At 52.1% G+C, this 15518-nt stretch carries 11 protein-coding genes; 5 read left to right on the plus strand and 6 right to left on the minus strand.

The window, feature by feature from the left end:
• The first annotated feature begins 67 nt into the window (after window positions 1–67).
• Window positions 68–1306 (plus strand): lamin tail domain-containing protein, encoded by a 1239-nt coding sequence (locus tag ACJMM9_RS12180; RefSeq protein ID WP_405327343.1) that lies wholly within the window; start codon window positions 68–70, stop codon window positions 1304–1306.
• 126 nt (window positions 1307–1432) lie between these two features.
• Here the strand turns inward: ACJMM9_RS12180 and ACJMM9_RS12185 are convergent, their stop codons facing one another.
• Together ACJMM9_RS12185 and ruvX are read right to left on the minus strand one after the other, a co-directional pair.
• The gene (locus ACJMM9_RS12185; RefSeq protein ID WP_073423950.1) at window positions 1433–1891 is read right to left on the minus strand and encodes a hypothetical protein; all 459 of its coding nucleotides are present in this window, start codon (window positions 1889–1891) and stop codon (window positions 1433–1435) included.
• 138 nt (window positions 1892–2029) lie between these two features.
• On the minus strand, window positions 2030–2443 hold the full coding sequence (gene ruvX, locus ACJMM9_RS12190; protein ID WP_405327345.1) for a Holliday junction resolvase RuvX: 414 nt from the start codon (window positions 2441–2443) through the stop codon (window positions 2030–2032).
• A gap of 91 nt (window positions 2444–2534) precedes the next feature.
• Here ruvX and typA point away from each other — a divergent pair, with 91 nt between their 5' ends.
• A complete protein-coding gene (typA, locus tag ACJMM9_RS12195; RefSeq protein WP_405327348.1) occupies window positions 2535–4370 on the plus strand; it encodes a translational GTPase TypA in 1836 nt (611 codons plus the stop codon).
• A 268-nt stretch (window positions 4371–4638) separates the two neighbouring features.
• On the opposite strand, the gene ACJMM9_RS12200 is transcribed toward typA, so the two are convergent.
• Window positions 4639–5322: a fibrobacter succinogenes major paralogous domain-containing protein gene (locus ACJMM9_RS12200; RefSeq protein ID WP_405327351.1), complete on the minus strand. Its 684-nt coding sequence runs from the start codon at window positions 5320–5322 to the stop codon at window positions 4639–4641.
• Between the two features lie 165 nt (window positions 5323–5487).
• Between ACJMM9_RS12200 and ACJMM9_RS12205 the strand changes: the two genes are divergently transcribed.
• The 3 genes from ACJMM9_RS12205 (at window position 5488) to ACJMM9_RS12215 (ending at window position 11427) form a co-directional block, all read left to right on the plus strand.
• Window positions 5488–7173, plus strand: coding sequence for a sodium-dependent transporter (locus ACJMM9_RS12205; protein WP_405327354.1), 1686 nt, complete (start codon window positions 5488–5490; stop codon window positions 7171–7173).
• Window positions 7174–7494: 321 nt separating this feature from the next.
• Window positions 7495–10833, plus strand: coding sequence for an MFS transporter (locus ACJMM9_RS12210; protein ID WP_405327357.1), 3339 nt, complete (start codon window positions 7495–7497; stop codon window positions 10831–10833).
• A gap of 126 nt (window positions 10834–10959) precedes the next feature.
• Window positions 10960–11427: a RidA family protein gene (locus ACJMM9_RS12215; protein ID WP_405327360.1), complete on the plus strand. Its 468-nt coding sequence runs from the start codon at window positions 10960–10962 to the stop codon at window positions 11425–11427.
• Between the two features lie 28 nt (window positions 11428–11455).
• Here the strand turns inward: ACJMM9_RS12215 and ACJMM9_RS12220 are convergent, their stop codons facing one another.
• From ACJMM9_RS12220 to scpB, 3 genes are all read right to left on the minus strand, one after another.
• Window positions 11456–11938, minus strand: a complete 483-nt coding sequence (locus ACJMM9_RS12220) for a hypothetical protein (protein WP_405327363.1) — start codon at window positions 11936–11938, stop codon at window positions 11456–11458.
• Between the two features lie 209 nt (window positions 11939–12147).
• Window positions 12148–14787 carry a DNA mismatch repair protein MutS gene (gene mutS, locus ACJMM9_RS12225; RefSeq protein WP_405327366.1) on the minus strand — a complete coding sequence of 880 codons (2640 nt, stop codon included), beginning with the start codon at window positions 14785–14787 and terminating at the stop codon, window positions 12148–12150.
• On the minus strand, window positions 14787–15491 hold the full coding sequence (gene scpB / locus ACJMM9_RS12230; protein ID WP_012820032.1) for an SMC-Scp complex subunit ScpB: 705 nt from the start codon (window positions 15489–15491) through the stop codon (window positions 14787–14789). Before scpB ends, mutS begins: the two co-directional genes overlap by 1 nt.
• Between the last annotated feature and the right edge of the window lie 27 nt (window positions 15492–15518).

Here is a 15518-nt window from a genome sequence, read left to right on the forward strand (position 1 = left end):
AAAACGCCCGCTCGTGCGTGTTAAGTAAGTAGGACCACCCAAACAATCAGGAGGTTATATGAGTCCTATGATCAGAAAACACGCCTGCCGCAGCGCGGCTACAGCATTAACAGCCCTTGCCTTGTGGAATTGCTCCGGCGATTCCCGTGCAGAATCGCCCCTCGATACAATCCAGATTGGCGAAACCGCAAAAGTCGCACTCAACCTGGATTACTCCGAAACGCCGCTGCTCGACAGTCTCGTGCTGGATTGCTTTGGCCCAGACACACTCCATTTCGTAAATTCCGCCGAAAACAATTCGTTCAATCTCGATGTTTTCCCAAGCGAGAACTGGACTTTTAAGGCAAAGCTTTACGCAAATGGGGCATTGATGCAAGAAGGCGATGTCACAACCGCTATTGACGCCGGCGCAACCGTGAATTTAAAGATTCCGATGCATGCGCTCGTCGGGTTTGTCTATGTAAAAATTCCGATCGGCTTTGGAAACCCGGCAGGAATCAAGAAAGGAGAAATGATTCTCACAAGCAAAGACGAGACCTTCACCTACCCCATGATATTTGATTCGGATAGCGTCTCGTTCACAAGCGACGAACTCAAGCTTAACCGCGAATACCAGATAACAATAGCGATGCAGGATGAAAGCGGGAAACCCATATTCAGTTTGAACGACAAGTTCACGCTCGATGAAAACACTCCAATTCCAAGTTTCCAGATAGAATCGCTGCGTAGCAAAATCGCGCTGGCCATCGAACTTGCAAAAGAAGTAAACGTGCATGTATCGCTCAAGCTCCCTGCAACGAAACGCGTTCCGGCCAAGAACGACATCGTGGTCAGTGAATTCTTTGTATGGACAAACGCAAAAGATTCCTCGCAATACAATTTTGTAGAACTCTACAATGGGAGCACAGACACGCTCATTTTGGACAAATGTTCCTTAGGGAAAACATCAAACGCAAGCGGCGCCGCAGAAATAGCAACTCTAGAGCTTCCACCCAACGAAGTCCTTGTCGTGGGGGATCATGAAACAGCTGACATCGCAGGATTCTACATGCATACCGAAAAAATGCCTGCATTTGGCAAATCCTCGGGATCGCTTGTGTTGCAATGCAACGGAAACATTCTCGACTCGCTGTATTACGGCAAGGCCGATACGCTCCACAACGCCCCATTGCCCGTCGGAAGCTCCTCGGCAACAGCGCCAAAGAGCTTGCAGTTAAACATCGGGCTTTGGAACAAGCGCGGTGAGCCGGATTCCTGGTGCACGGACACACCTACGCCGGGCGTGATTTCTGCCTGCGGGAATTAAAAAAGGCGATGCCGTCCCGGAACGGAGTCCGGGATGACAGACCGGCATGACAAATAACAAGGTCGTCCCATTTGGGGCGACCTTTTACAAGAAGGCGATGCCGCAACTAGTGCGGCATGACAATGTTTAAGCGTGGATCTGGGAGCTAGCGCGTTCGATGTCGAACAGGCGGCGCAAGTTTTCGGCCTTGGCCGGTTCACGTTCTTCGGGGAGAGTCAGCGGACCCATGTTGATGGCGACGAGGATAGAACCCGGGTAGTTGTTCACGCGCTTGATAAAATCGCTGACGGAGACGCCTTCGGTGTAGAAATCCACGACGAACGTATCCCAGTCGTCTTCTTCGAGCTGCTGGAGAGCTTCTTCTTCGGTCTTCACGGCCTTGAAGTATGCGCCCACGAGCAAGTCCGAAAGGACTTCGAGGCAGGCTTCACGGCGGACATCGTCTTCTTCCCAGATCAGGATGCGACGGTCGCTGTAATCACGGACTTGCGGAACAAAGTTTTCTTCGGCGTTCAATGCATCGAGCATCGCACCGTTGGCTTCGTCCATTTCTTCATCATCAAAATTATCGATTTCTTTAGCCATGCTGTAAATATAATAATTAGACGAAAGACGAGAGACGAAAGACGAAAGATTTTTCACAGAATCCGTGCGAAGCACCATTATACCACTCTCGTCTCTAGCCTGTAGGCTCGTAGAGCCGTTCTTTCGTCTATGCGGGGCTTAGCCACGCTCATCGAACCAGCGCTGGAGTATGATGGCAGCGGCTGTGCGGTCGATAATGGCCTTGTTCTTCTGCTTTTTCTTTTTGCTCATGTACGAGGTGAACTCCTGCGCCTGAACGCTGGAGTACGATTCATCCTGCGTATGGATTTTCATTCCCGGAAAACGGAGCGCCAAATCCTTGATAAAAGCCTCGACCACCACGTTCTTGCCATCCTTGCGGCCATCCGGGTGGTAAGGCATCCCGACGACAAATTCGTCAATCTTGTTGATTTTCACCAATTGATCCAGACGCTCGAACAGGTTCGTCGTCTTCTGGTCGATCGTCTCGCGCGAAAACGCCATCTTGAGCTCGGAATCGCCAAAAGCGACCCCGACACGATGCTCTCCGTAATCCAAAGCCAAGTAATTCACGCCCCTAAATATAGAATACGAACTGGAAATATTGCATTTTTCCGCTCATTTTTCTATCTTTGCGCCGAAAATTAAAGCCAAACGGTAAAATATGGATCAATCAAAAATCAGAAACGTTGCCATCATCGCCCACGTTGACCACGGTAAAACGACCCTGGTGAACCAGCTCCTCAAACAGTGCGGTACCTTCCATGAAGGTGAAGAAATCGTGGACCGCGTGATGGACTCCGACAACCTTGAACGCGAACGCGGCATTACCATCCTCTCCAAGAACACGAGCGTGATGTACAAGGGATACCGCGTGAACATCGTCGATACCCCGGGGCATGCTGACTTCGGTGGCCAGGTGGAACGCGTTTTGGGTACTGTCGATGGCGTTATCCTGGTGGTTGACGCATTCGAAGGCCCGATGGCCCAGACCCGCTTTGTGACGCAGAAGGCTTTGCAGCTCGGTCTTACCCCGATTATCGTCGTGAACAAGATCGACCGCGACGGCTGCAACCCGCTCCTCGCCTTGGACAAGGTCTTTGACCTGTTCTGCGAACTCGACGCATCCGAAGAACAGCTTGACTTCGACAAGGTCTTCGGTAGTGGCCGTAAGGGCATTTGCCGCGCCGAACTTGAAGACCCGGATGGCGACTTCAGCATCTTGATGGACAAGATCATTGAACGCATCCCGGCTCCGAAGGGCGATCCGAACGCTGAACCGCTCCTCCAAATTGCTTCTCTCGAATACTCCAGCTTCCTCGGCCGTTTGGCTGTAGGCCGTGTGCAGGAAGGCGTGTTCAAGCCGAACCAGACTTACGCCCAGACATTCCCGGATGGCACCGTCAAGACCATCCGCCCGCAGAAGATCCTCCGCTACGAAGGCCTCACCCCGAAGCCGATCGAAGAAGCCGGTCCGGGCGAAATCATCCTCATCGCAGGCCTTGACTACTTCGACATTGGTGATACACTCAGTGCTACAAGCAATCCGAAGCACTTGCCGCGTATCCATATTGACCCGCCGACAATCTCCATGCTCTTCACCGTGAATACCTCCCCGCTCGCAGGCAAGTACGGTGGAAAGTTCATGACGGGTAACCAGCTCCAGGAACGCCTGGAACGTGCCCACATGGCAGACCCGGCCCTCCTCGTCGAAAAGGCAGAAGGCGCATCTACGTTCAAGGTCTCTGGCCGTGGTATTTTGCACCTCACGATTCTCGTCGAAAACATGCGTCGTGAACTCTACGAATTCACCATCGGTTCTCCGCAGGTGATTTTCCAGAACGACGAAAACGGCAAGCTCCTTGAACCGGTCGAAGACTTCAAGGTCGAAGTCCCGAGCGAATTCAGCGGCGCCTGCATCCAGGAAATCCAGCAGCGCAAGGGCGAAATGGTCAACATGACGACCGACGACAATGACCGTGTGCAGCTCGAATTCATCGTTCCGTCACGTGGCCTTATCGGCATCCGTCCGAAGCTTCTCTCGCTCTCGAAGGGTTATGCCGTGACGCAGTCCTTCTTCAAGGAATACCAGCCGTACAAGGGCGAAATTCCGGCACGTATCAACGGTGTGCTCATTGCTAAGGAACCGGGCGAAGCCGCAAGCTACGCTCTCTCCAAGCTCGAAGATCGTGGTTACCTCATCATTGGTCCGGGTGCCGAAGTTTATCCGGGCATGATCGTTGGTGAACACAACCGCGACGTCGATATCACCGTGAACGTCACGAAGGGCAAGCACCTCACGAACATGCGTGCCGCAGGTTCTGACGACATGATCCAGCTCACGCCGTACCGCCGCATGACTTTGGAAGAATGCGTCACCTTCATCAACGAAGACGAATGCATCGAAGTCACTCCGGAAGTGCTCCGCATCCGCAAGACCGAACTTGACCCGATCAAGCGCAAGCAGATGTCCAAAAAGCCGGCTGAAGACGACGATTAATTAGACGAAAGAACGCCGCAAAGCGGCTACAGACGAAAGACTAGAGAAGCACCCTGCGGGGTGCTTTTTTTGTATTTATCAAGATGAGCCGCGCGAAGCAATCTCAAGATGTTACTGGATCCTTCACTTTGTTCAGGATGACGATGTGAAAAAATTCAGGATGACGACGCAATCATTTGAAGCGACTATTCGCCGCAGACTTCGCCTTATTCGCGGTCCTTGATGCAACGAAGGCTAGCCCCTTCGGCTTTAGCCCACTTAACTGAATCTAAGTATTCTCCAACAAAAAAAACTGAGCTAAGGTTAAATTGATGTCATTTTCCGAAACAGACCATAAAACTCCCCTTTCCCCCATTCCCATATAAGGGCCTCCATAATAACGGAACCCCGCGGGCAAAAGGCCAAAGCCAAACGCATCTATTCCATTTTTTTCTTCATCCCATCCACTGGTTGTTTTTAGCTTTGTGCCAGCAGTGCTCTTTCCGCCAATTAATTTGTATAAAACATCAAATTCGGACTGCGTTGGTACATGCCAACCTTCGGGACAAATACCTCGATGAGGACTATTAGGCTTACACATTGATCCGACTCCACAAGCTACAGCGCCATTTTCCAGAGAAACAATCCCAGCGCTATCCATCGCAGCAGACCAAGTATATAAACGACCATAGATATCGCAATTATTTTTTGCGTTATAATAGCACCAACTTGTGGAATCTGACGCATACGCACCATTATAAAAAGGCACTCCCGTATAGGCAAAATTCAAATTCTCCGCCATCCACGTCTGGGAACCAATAGTCACAGTCTTATAAGTTTGACCATCACGACTATCCGTCATAGAACCCAAAGTAAATCCTTCCACAGGGTCAATAGTTTCTGTAGGAGAATCTTCGGAACATGCCGCAATAAAAACACCTAAAAAAGCAAGCAAGACCACGCCATTTTTCATAATACTTTATAGGACCTCTCATTCTTTTGGGTTGAAAGTATAGGAATTTTTGTGCCCAAAAAGAAATCTCCATCCGTAACATTTTTCAAAGTTGCCATTTTTTGAGGAATAACTAAATTTATCACGATATTCACTGAGTTTAGGCTCAAATTTTAGGAAAAGAACATGGCAAATAATCGTGAAAACTGGGGTTCCAAACTCGGAGTCATCCTCGCAGTTGCAGGTTCCGCAGTCGGTCTTGGCAATTTTCTTCGATTCCCTGTGCAAGCGGCTACCAATGGTGGCGGCGCATTCATCATCCCCTACCTCATTGCGTTTGTGTTCCTCGGGATTCCGCTCGCCTGGATTGAATGGACGCTCGGCCGTTACGCAGGCTACCACAATTACGGTACCTCCCCGAGCACCTACCACGTGATTTTCCAGAAAAAGAAGAAGTGGGCAAAGTACCTGGGTTCGCTCGGACTCCTCCCGCCGATTTTCATCATTTTCTACTACGGATTTATCCAGTCCTGGATTTTAGCGTTTGCATTCTACTCTGCAACGGGCACGTTGATGGACGTTGTCGCGCAGGGACCTGAAAAGATGACGGAATTCTTCGGCAACTACATTATGCTCAAGACTTGCGTCGGCGGCATCCCGGTCGCCATCATCTTCTTCCTCATTACATTTATCGCGAACATGATTGTGCTTTCGTTCGGTGTGCGCAAGGGCATTGAACGCGCCAACAAGATTTGCATGCCGATCCTCTTGATTTTGGGCCTTGTGCTTGTGGTCCGTGTGCTCACGCTCCCGGGCATCGGCAAGGGACTTGCCTTCATGTGGAACCCGGATTTCTCGGAACTCGCAAGCCCGAAGGTCTGGATGGCCGCTGCAGGCCAGGTGTTCTTTACGATGAGCCTCGGTATGGCGATCATTTTCTGCTACGCCAGCTACCTCAAGCCGAAGGAAGACCTCGTGCTTTCTTCGCTCACAGCAAGCGCAACAAACGGCTTCGCCGAAGTGATTATTGGTGGTACGGTCGTGATCCCGATGGCAGTGCTTATCGCAGGCGCGAACATCGAAGAATGCGCGAAGCTCGGCACGTTCGGCCTTGGATTCCAGACAATGCCTTACGTTTTTGGTACGCTCCCGTTCGGCGGTGTGCTTCAGACGGTTTGGTTCACGATGCTCTTCTTTGCAGGCATCACGAGCGCCATTTCCATCATCCAGCCGCTCATCAGCTTCTGCGAAGACGACCTCAAGTTTACGCGTAAAAAGTCCGTCACGACGGTCAGCACGATTACCTTTATCGGTAGCCTCACCGCTATTTTCGGCCTCGCCGCAGGCACCGTCGATGAACTCGACTTCTGGGGCGGTACGTACCTCATCGTGTTCGTGGGCATGATCCAGGCGGTTCTCTTTAGCCTCGTGCTCGGACGCCGCAACGCCAAGAAAGCCCAGGAAAATGGCGACCTCCCAGCCGAAGTGGTTGTGGAACCGGGCGAAAACGAAGCATTTGCCACCATGAACGATGGCTCGCTTCTCAAGCTCCCGCGTTTCCTCCGCCCGATTATCCTTTACGTATGCCCGATTTACCTGATTGTGCTTTTGGTTTCGTTCACGGCAACGGACGGCCTCCCGTTCATCACGCTTAGCAACGTAGACCCGAGCGCAACGGTCACATTCCTCGGACACACGTTCCCGCAGGTCGGTTTCACATGGGCTTTCCGTGGATTCCTGCTCGTGCTGTTCCTGCTTTTGAACCTCGCCATCGCCTACGCCTGGCGCAAGGGTGGCCCCGCTGAAAAGGGCCGCAGCAAGAGCATCAAGAAGATGGAAATCGGTAACTCTGACGAAAACATGGAGGGCTAAAAAATGGACGCTGAATTTACTACGGGCGGACTCGTTTTCATGGTTAGCGCTTGGGGCGCCATCATCGGTCTCTGCGCATTCTGCTTCTATAAAGTGTTTAAGAAATAAACCTTTACTGGATTCTTCGGCTTCGCCTCAGAATGACGTGAAGCCGCTCTGTCATGCCCGCCACCGTGCGGGCTTTTCCTTTTTTACCCCCACCAATCATTACTATATTTACCTCGCAATTTTGAACAATTTTTATACAAAACAACCTATATGAAACGTACTACCTGCCCTGGCGAAGTTCCCTATTATATTGCTGTATTTTTAACTTCTTTTATGCAACTCGGCTTATTCATCCATTTCCAACGATGGATAACCTTTAACTCCGAAGGAACTCGATTTTTCTGGCTGAGCCTACTGCTCCAGTTCGCCATGTTCTCGCCAAGCATCATCATGATGCATGTCGCAAGTTACTTCGCCGGCCGCTTCCCCAAAAGCAAGGTCATGGGCTGGACGTCCATCGGCATGTCGGTCTCGGTTTTACTGATCGCATTCTTCTTCGGCGATAGGCTCGACTTTGGCGCATTTGCGCTCTTGTTCCTGTACGGCATTTTCCTCTCGATTTTCAACCCGGCCAAAATCGGCCTCATGAAAGAAATCACCGACGGAAACGACCTCGTGAAAATCAACGCCATGCACTTGATTTTCATGGCGCTCGGCATCACAATTATCTCCTTCGTCACGTTTGACTACAGTCCAAACGACAGCTCGACGATCAGCTACTCGATTCTCCCCTTCATTCTCTCGGCCGTTGGCCTCGTCGCCGCCATTTCATCGTTCTGCATCCGCATCTGCAAGCAGAACAAGTTCGTGAAGCTCCGCTCGCCCAGACGTAATTTTGCATCGACCTGGTCGAACCCGATGCTCAAGCTCTCGATGCTCGGCATTGCAGCCTTCTGGAGCGTGACGCAGTTCCTCATCATGATTTCGCAGAACATGACGGGTACACAGAGCACAACGCTTTTCCAGTGGACGTTCATCTTTACGGGAATCGGCTACATCATTGGCGCGATCAGTGCCGCAAAGTCCTCCAAGAACTTCGTGGAAACAGGCCTTATCCCGCTTGCAGCCATTGCATCTTCTATCACGATGGTCGTGACGCCGTTCATCAATAACCAGTACGTCCTTGCATTCCTTTATGCGTTCATCGCCTTCTGGGCGGGTTCCGCATTCGTCATCCTCCGTACGGTCATCCAGAACGTCACGCGCCCCGACACCTCGGGCCGCATCCACGCCGTCTCGTTCATGATCCAGATGAGTTTCCTGTTCATCCTGCTTGGCTTCCAGGTCATCCTCTTCCTCATGACCGAACTCAGCCTCCACAAGCAGCTGTTCTTCCTCGCCGTGATCCTCGCCCTCACGTTCGTGTTCACGCTCAAGCGTACCCCGATGACGCTCCTGCGCGCAGGTCTTCGCTTTGCATTCTCGTTCGTGTTCCGCTACAGAGTCAAAGTCCACGGCATCCAGAACATGCCCGAATCCGGCCCGCTCCTTTTGGTCGGCCCGCACTATAGCTTTATTGACTGGGCCGTACTCCAGATGGCAAGCCCGCGCCCGCTCCTCATCGCAAGCAACCGCAACACCTTTGCCGACTGGTACTTGCGCTGGCTCTCGCACGGCAAGTCCGTCATCAACATCAACCGCCGCGACCCGAGTGAAGCCATGGAAAAAATCCACGAAGCACTCCTCAAGGGCGAAGCAGTTGTCATCTTCCCCGAAGGCGAAGTTTCCAAGGCCCCGTTCATTTCCAAGTTCTCGCTCGATTACAGCAAGGCCATAGAGGGCACTGAAGCCCAGATCGTTCCGTTCTACATCCAGGGACTCTGGGGCAGCCGCTACAGCAACGCCTCCGAAAGCGTAAACCGCCCGCAGTATTTCAACCGCACCATTAGCGTGGGTTTTGGCAAGGCAATGCCTGCCACGACCTCCGACGAAGAAATCCGCAACGAGCTTCAGATTCTAGGTTCGGACATCTGGAACATCGCCATGGACCACTCGGCATCCATCGTTCCACTCTGGTTCAGAGCGATGCTCAAGCGCCGTTCCCGCCCGATCTTGATTGACCCCGCCGGTAACCACGTCAACGGTTACGGCATGATTCGCCTCTGCCACCACTTCGGTAAGAAGATCAAGTCCTTCGCCAAGAACGACCAGAACGTGGGCTTCATGCTCCCGACCAGCCGCGACGCCGCCCTCGGCATCATGTCCATTCTCGGCACGGGCAAGACATCCGTCAACCTGAACTACACCGCTCCGGTCGATACGCTCATCGGCTGCATCGACAAGGCTGAACTTTCGACAATCGTCACGACACGCGCCTTCTTCGACAAGCTCTGTGGCAAGAATCCAGACTTCAAGCACCTCACCGAAAAGTGCAAGTTGATTTTCCTGGACGAAGAAGAAGCCAAAATCTCGACGCTCAGCCGACTCGTTAGTACCTACTTCGTATCCGTCTGCCCTGCAAAACTCCTCCGCAGTTTGTGGTTCAACACCTCCGCAAGGCTTGATGACGATGCCGTCATCTTGTTCAGCTCGGGTTCCGAAGGAACTCCAAAGGGCGTAGAGCTCACGCACAAGAACGTCATCTCGAACGCACAGCAATGCGACTACGTCGTCAAGCTCTGCCGTACTGACGTGATGACCTCTCTCCTCCCGCTCTTCCACTCGTTCGGCTTTACGATGACGTTCATGATGCCGCTTTTGGACGGTGTACCGATGGTGCTCTGCCCAGACCCGACCGACATCAAGACTCTTGCCCGAGTGTGCGCCCAGTACAAGACGACCATCCTCATGGGCACCCCGACATTCCTTCGCGCCATCGCCATCAACCGCTGGGTTCACCCAATGTGCCTGGATTCGCTCCGCTACATCATCGCCGGTGCCGAAAAGCTCCGTCCCGAAATGCGTGAAACATTCAAGCTCAAGTTCGGTAAGGACCTCTACGAAGGCTACGGCTGCACGGAACTCACGCCTCTCGCCGCCATCAACGCCCCGAACGTGCTTCTCGATGACTTCTTGACGATGGAAAAGTGCAGCGACAATTCCAGTATCGGTCTTCCGCCTCCGGGAACAGTCACTGCAATCATCAATCCAGAAACAAATGAATTTTTGCATCAAGGCGAAGAAGGCATGCTCGTTGTGACCGGCCCGCAAGTCATGAAGGGCTACCTCAAGGACGAAGCCAAGACATCCTCCGTAATCCTTGAAATCGATGGACGCCGCTGGTACAAGACCGGCGACAAGTGCACCATCACCAAGGATGGTTTTATACAAATTCTCGGTCGCTACAGCCGCTTTGCAAAGCTCGGCGGCGAAATGATTTCGCTTACGGCTGTGGAACTCCGCATTGCAGAAACCGGCATTATGGGCGAACACGAATTTGCCATTACCGCCGTGCCGGATTCTGTGAAGGGCGAACGCATTGTGCTCTTGGTCAAGGACGATGCAACACTCGACACCGAAGAAATCTCGAGAAGCCTCCGCAAGTCGGGCATTCCGCCACTCATGCAGCCGGGTTCCGTATTCGGCGTCGAAGCTATTCCGAAGCTCGGAAGCGGCAAGTGGGACTTCAACGGAATGAAGAAGCTCGCCACGGAACTCGTCGAGAAGAAATAATCGCCACTAATAGCCTTAGAATATACCCGCACGCAAAAACGTGCGGGCTTTTTAAATAGCGGGCCATAAACACCCCAAACGCCCCTCAATTATTGTATATTAAAGGCGCAAAAACAAGGAGATTACATGAGTCAAATTGTCTCTAAATTCCAAGAATTGGGGCTGACGCTCCCCGCCTGCCCCGCACCGGTTGCCGCTTATGTTCCGGCAACGCGCCTTGGCGATACGATCATTGTTTCCGGGCAGTTGCCGTCCGTGAAGGGCGACTTTTCCGCATTTACCGGCACAGTTCCAAACCAGATTTCTGTAGAAAAAGCAAAGGAAGCCGCACAAATTTGCTTCTTGAACAACATTGCCGCCGCCCTCACGCAGTTGAAAGCCGGCGAAACGCTCCGACTTGTGCAGATTCAAGGTTTTGTGCAATCCGCAAACGATTTCCACGACCAGCCGATTGTACTGAATGGCGCTAGCGAACTTGCCGTACAGATTCTCGGAGAAAATGGAAAGCATGCACGTACGGCAGTCGGCGTTTCGACACTCCCGAAGAACGTCGCTGTCGAAATCAGCTGCACGTTCCAGGCAATCAAAGAATAATTCGGAATTAGGAATTCGGATTTCGGAATTAAATTACAAGTGAGCGGATCCATTCGCGCATATGGAATACGGAATAGCCCGAAGTCAGAGACTTCTGGGCTATTTTTGCACCCCATTCCGTCGCCATTTTCTTAGGGTCTAGCGGGAACCCGACACGGCCCAAATCCAGGCGATCCGCATCAAAGCACGTGTCAATCGTAACAATTCCTGTACGCGGTTGAATCGTGTGGAGGCGACACGCATCATAGAGCCAGTCAAAACGCTCATCATCAAGTTCAAAACGCTTTTCTTCGCGACAGCGCTTAGCAAATTCCGCACCGCGCGCGCCATGTTCACGGTCGTACGCATCATCCAAGCGCTGCGAATCATGGAAAATTGCAAATAAACGCACCACATCAATATCGGCGCCGGTCTTTTTCGCCAGGAGGAGTCCATTGTACTCCACCTGATGCCAATGCTCAATGCCATGAACCTCGGACTCGTAGAGCCGATTTTCAAAAGCAAAGTTCATTAAAGCCGCGAAATCGATCATATTTTTTTTAATTAGGATTTCGGAATTAGGAAAGTGGAATTAAGATAATCGCGGCGAAGCCGCCAAATTAAATAATTGTACTTTCGTTTTACTCAAGTACCTAATGCTGGCTCAGAAATAGGCTTGCAAGCAATCCTGCTTCATTCGCCCTATGCATTAGTCCTAATTCATACATCCGAATTGAATTGCTATTTTCCGTAATTTTCCTTCAGGTCCATGAGGCGTTGCAAAGCTTGCATCGGAGTCATTTCCTCGGGCTTAAGCCTGCGAATTTCATCCTTGAGCAAGAGCGTATTTTCGTCTGGCGGAGCAAACAAGTCCATCTGCGGCTGCGCCTTGATTTTCTTGTTTTGCGCCTCGTCGCTCGGGTCAATCTTCTGCTTTTCCAAACGGAGCAAAATCTTGCGAGCGCGGCGCACCACATTAGGTGGCAGCCCCGCCATCTCGGCCACGTGAATGCCATAGCTCGAATCGCAAGCGCCTTCGAGAATCTTGTGCAAGAACGTGAGCTTGTCGCCCTTTTCCTGAACGGCGACCTGGAAGTTCCCGGCATGTTCCAGCGATTCCACAAGCCCCGTCAATTCGTGATAGTGCGTTGCAAACAGCGTAAGCGCCATGCGTGCAGGCTCGCTATGGAGCGTTTCGACAATTGCCCACGCAATTGAGAGGCCATCAAACGTACTCGTACCGCGACCAATTTCATCGAGCAGCACAAGGCTATGCGGCGTCGCATTGCGCAAGATGTTCGCCGTTTCAATCATCTCGACCATGAACGTACTGAGGCCACGGCTCAAGCGGTCGCTCGCGCCCACGCGTGTAAAGATGCGGTCCACCACGCCAATGCGCGCACTTTCGGCAGGCACAAAGCAGCCAATCTGCGCCATGAGCACAATAAGCCCCGTCTGGCGCAAGTACGTCGATTTACCGGCCATGTTCGGGCCTGTAATGAGCATCAGTCGCGTACCGTCCGGCGAGAGCGTCACATCGTTCGGGATAAAGTTCAAATCGGGGTTCACCGCGACAATCACCGGATGGAAACCGCCGCGAATTTCAATACCCGTTCCTTCAAAAACTTCCGGGCAAACGTAATTGTATTTGCGGGCTGCACGGGCAAAGCTGTACAAGCTATCGACACGGGCAATAGCATCGGCAATACCCTGGAGTTCGGCACGCCAGCTGTTCACGCGTTCGCGAAGTTCACAGAAAATCTTGTATTCCAGCGCATGGATGTTGACTTCGGCATTGCTGATGACGGATTCGCATTCCTTCATCTCGGGCGTGATATAGCGTTCGCCGTTCACCGTTGTCTGCTTGCGGATATACTCGTCTGGAATCGGCTGCGTGGCCTTTGCCATCTGCGCCTTCGTGATTTCGATGTAGTAACCGAACACGCGGTTGTAACCGACCTTCAATGACGGGATTCCGAGGCGTTCGCGTTCGCGACCTTCCAACGAAGCAATCCATTCACGACGTTCCTTGATGTCCTCGTTCATCGCATCAAGTTCTGCACTTGCACCTGGGCGGATCATTCCTCCTTCGCGCACAGTCATCGGCAAGTCATCATTGAAGTACTTGAGCAAGTCTTCGCCACGGCCCTTTGCCGCGTTCAGCGTTTCACGGAGTCCTTCAAAAAGCGGCGCATGCAAGTCTTCCAAAACGTCAGCAACCTTCGATGCCTGCGAGAGAGAACGTCCCATTCCCGCGAGGTCACGCGCGTTTGCTCGACCGCTACCGACACGGCCCATCAAGCGTTCCATATCGAGAATCGAAGTGAGTGATTCCTTGAGTTCGTCAAGCGCCACGGGATTCTGGACAAGTTCGCCCACCGCTTCTTCGCGTTCACGGATGCGATCCACAGCGATCAACGGATGGCTTACCCAGTCCTTGAGCGTACGCCCACCCATTGCCGTCACCGTAAAATCAAGCACGGAGCAAAGCGTGCTGGAATAATCGTCAGCATTCAGCGGACGCACGAGTTCCAAGTTGCGAAGCGTACTCGGGTCGAGCGTCATGTAATCGTCCAGATTCAAAATCTCGAGCGTCGTAAAGTGCGATAGTTCGGACTTTTTCTGGTTGATCAAATACTGGAGCAATGCGCCCGTCACGGACGTTTCAAAAACGCGACCATCCAAGCCAAGGCCATCAAGCGCTTCGACCTTGAAATGCGTAAAGAGCACATCTTTCGCCTGGTCTTCTGCAAACAAAATCGCCGGGAGTTCGGTGACCAAGACGTTTTCTGCCTTGATCAAGTCCATAATCGCCGAGGGAATCGTCGTCCCTTCGGGAATCACGATTTCCTTGGGCATGCGACGGCTGAATTCACATTCAAAAGCCTGCACACTGCTACGGCACGTCGCCAAGTAACCCGTCGTCACATCGGCAATCGCAAACGCAGCCACATCGCCGTTTCCTCCTTTGCCATCATCGCTTGTCGCGGGCACATAAGCGCAAAGGTAATTCGCCTCTTTTGCATTGAGGTTTTCTTCGTTCATCGCCGTGCCGGCGCTGATGATTTCAACAATGTCGCGCTTGACAATGCCCTTTGCAAGTTTCGGGTCTTCGACCTGTTCGCAAATGGCGATGCGGTAGCCGGCAGCCACCATCTTTGGCACATAGCGTTCGGCAGCATGGTGCGGGAACCCGCACAAGGGCGTTGCACCGGAGGCGCCGTTATTGCGGCTCGTGAGCGTTAAACCTAAAATTTTCGAGGCGATTACAGCGTCATCTTCAAAAAGTTCAAAGAAGTCGCCCATGCGGAAAAACAGAATGCAGCCAGGATTTTCTTTCTTGATTTCGTAATATTGCTGCATCAACGGAGTAACGGCCATTAAGCATCTCCCATAGACAATTCAATCTGGTCAGTCGATTCTTCGAGCGGAGTCGGTTCTTCCGGAGCGTTATCAGGCTTGGAGTACTGCGGCACCAGAGCGCCGGCTTCCAAAAGTTCGCTGAATTCGCGCAAACGCGGCAAGTCTTCTGGAATGCGATTGATACCAAAGTATTTCAAAAATTCCTGCGTCGTGACGTAAGTATAGGGGTTACCGACAGTTTCAGCTCTTGCGCCCAAAGTAATAAATCCCTTGTCGAGCAAGTTACGGATCGGACCATCTGCAGACGAAACACCACGCACCTGTTCAATGGCGGCTTTGGTAATCGGCTGCTGGTACGCAATCACGGCAAGCGTTTCAAGAGCAGCCTGGCTGAGCCTGCGGGCATTTGCTTCCGGGAAGAGTTTACGCACCCACGGATAATACTTTGCACGAGTTCTAAAGCGGTAACCGCCCGCCTGTTCCACAATTTCAAACGGAGACTGAATCTTGTTCAAAGAATCGTTCGCTGTGATGAGCGCATCAGCCACAGAACGTGCGTCCAAGAAGTCACCGAGAATTTCGCGAAGCTTCTTGAGCGTCACGACATCCGGAGACGCAAACACAAGCGCCTGTATAATGCGAGCCAGGTCTTCCCTACTTTCAACTTTCGGGAGTTCCGCCGATTCTTCGGCCAGTTCTTCGACATTCTGATCTTCAGCCATACGTTTGATCCTTTTGTCTAAAGCGGT

Origin of the sequence: Fibrobacter sp. (assembly GCF_045112255.1) — a bacterium.
Taxonomy (GTDB): Bacteria; Fibrobacterota; Fibrobacteria; order Fibrobacterales; family Fibrobacteraceae; genus Fibrobacter.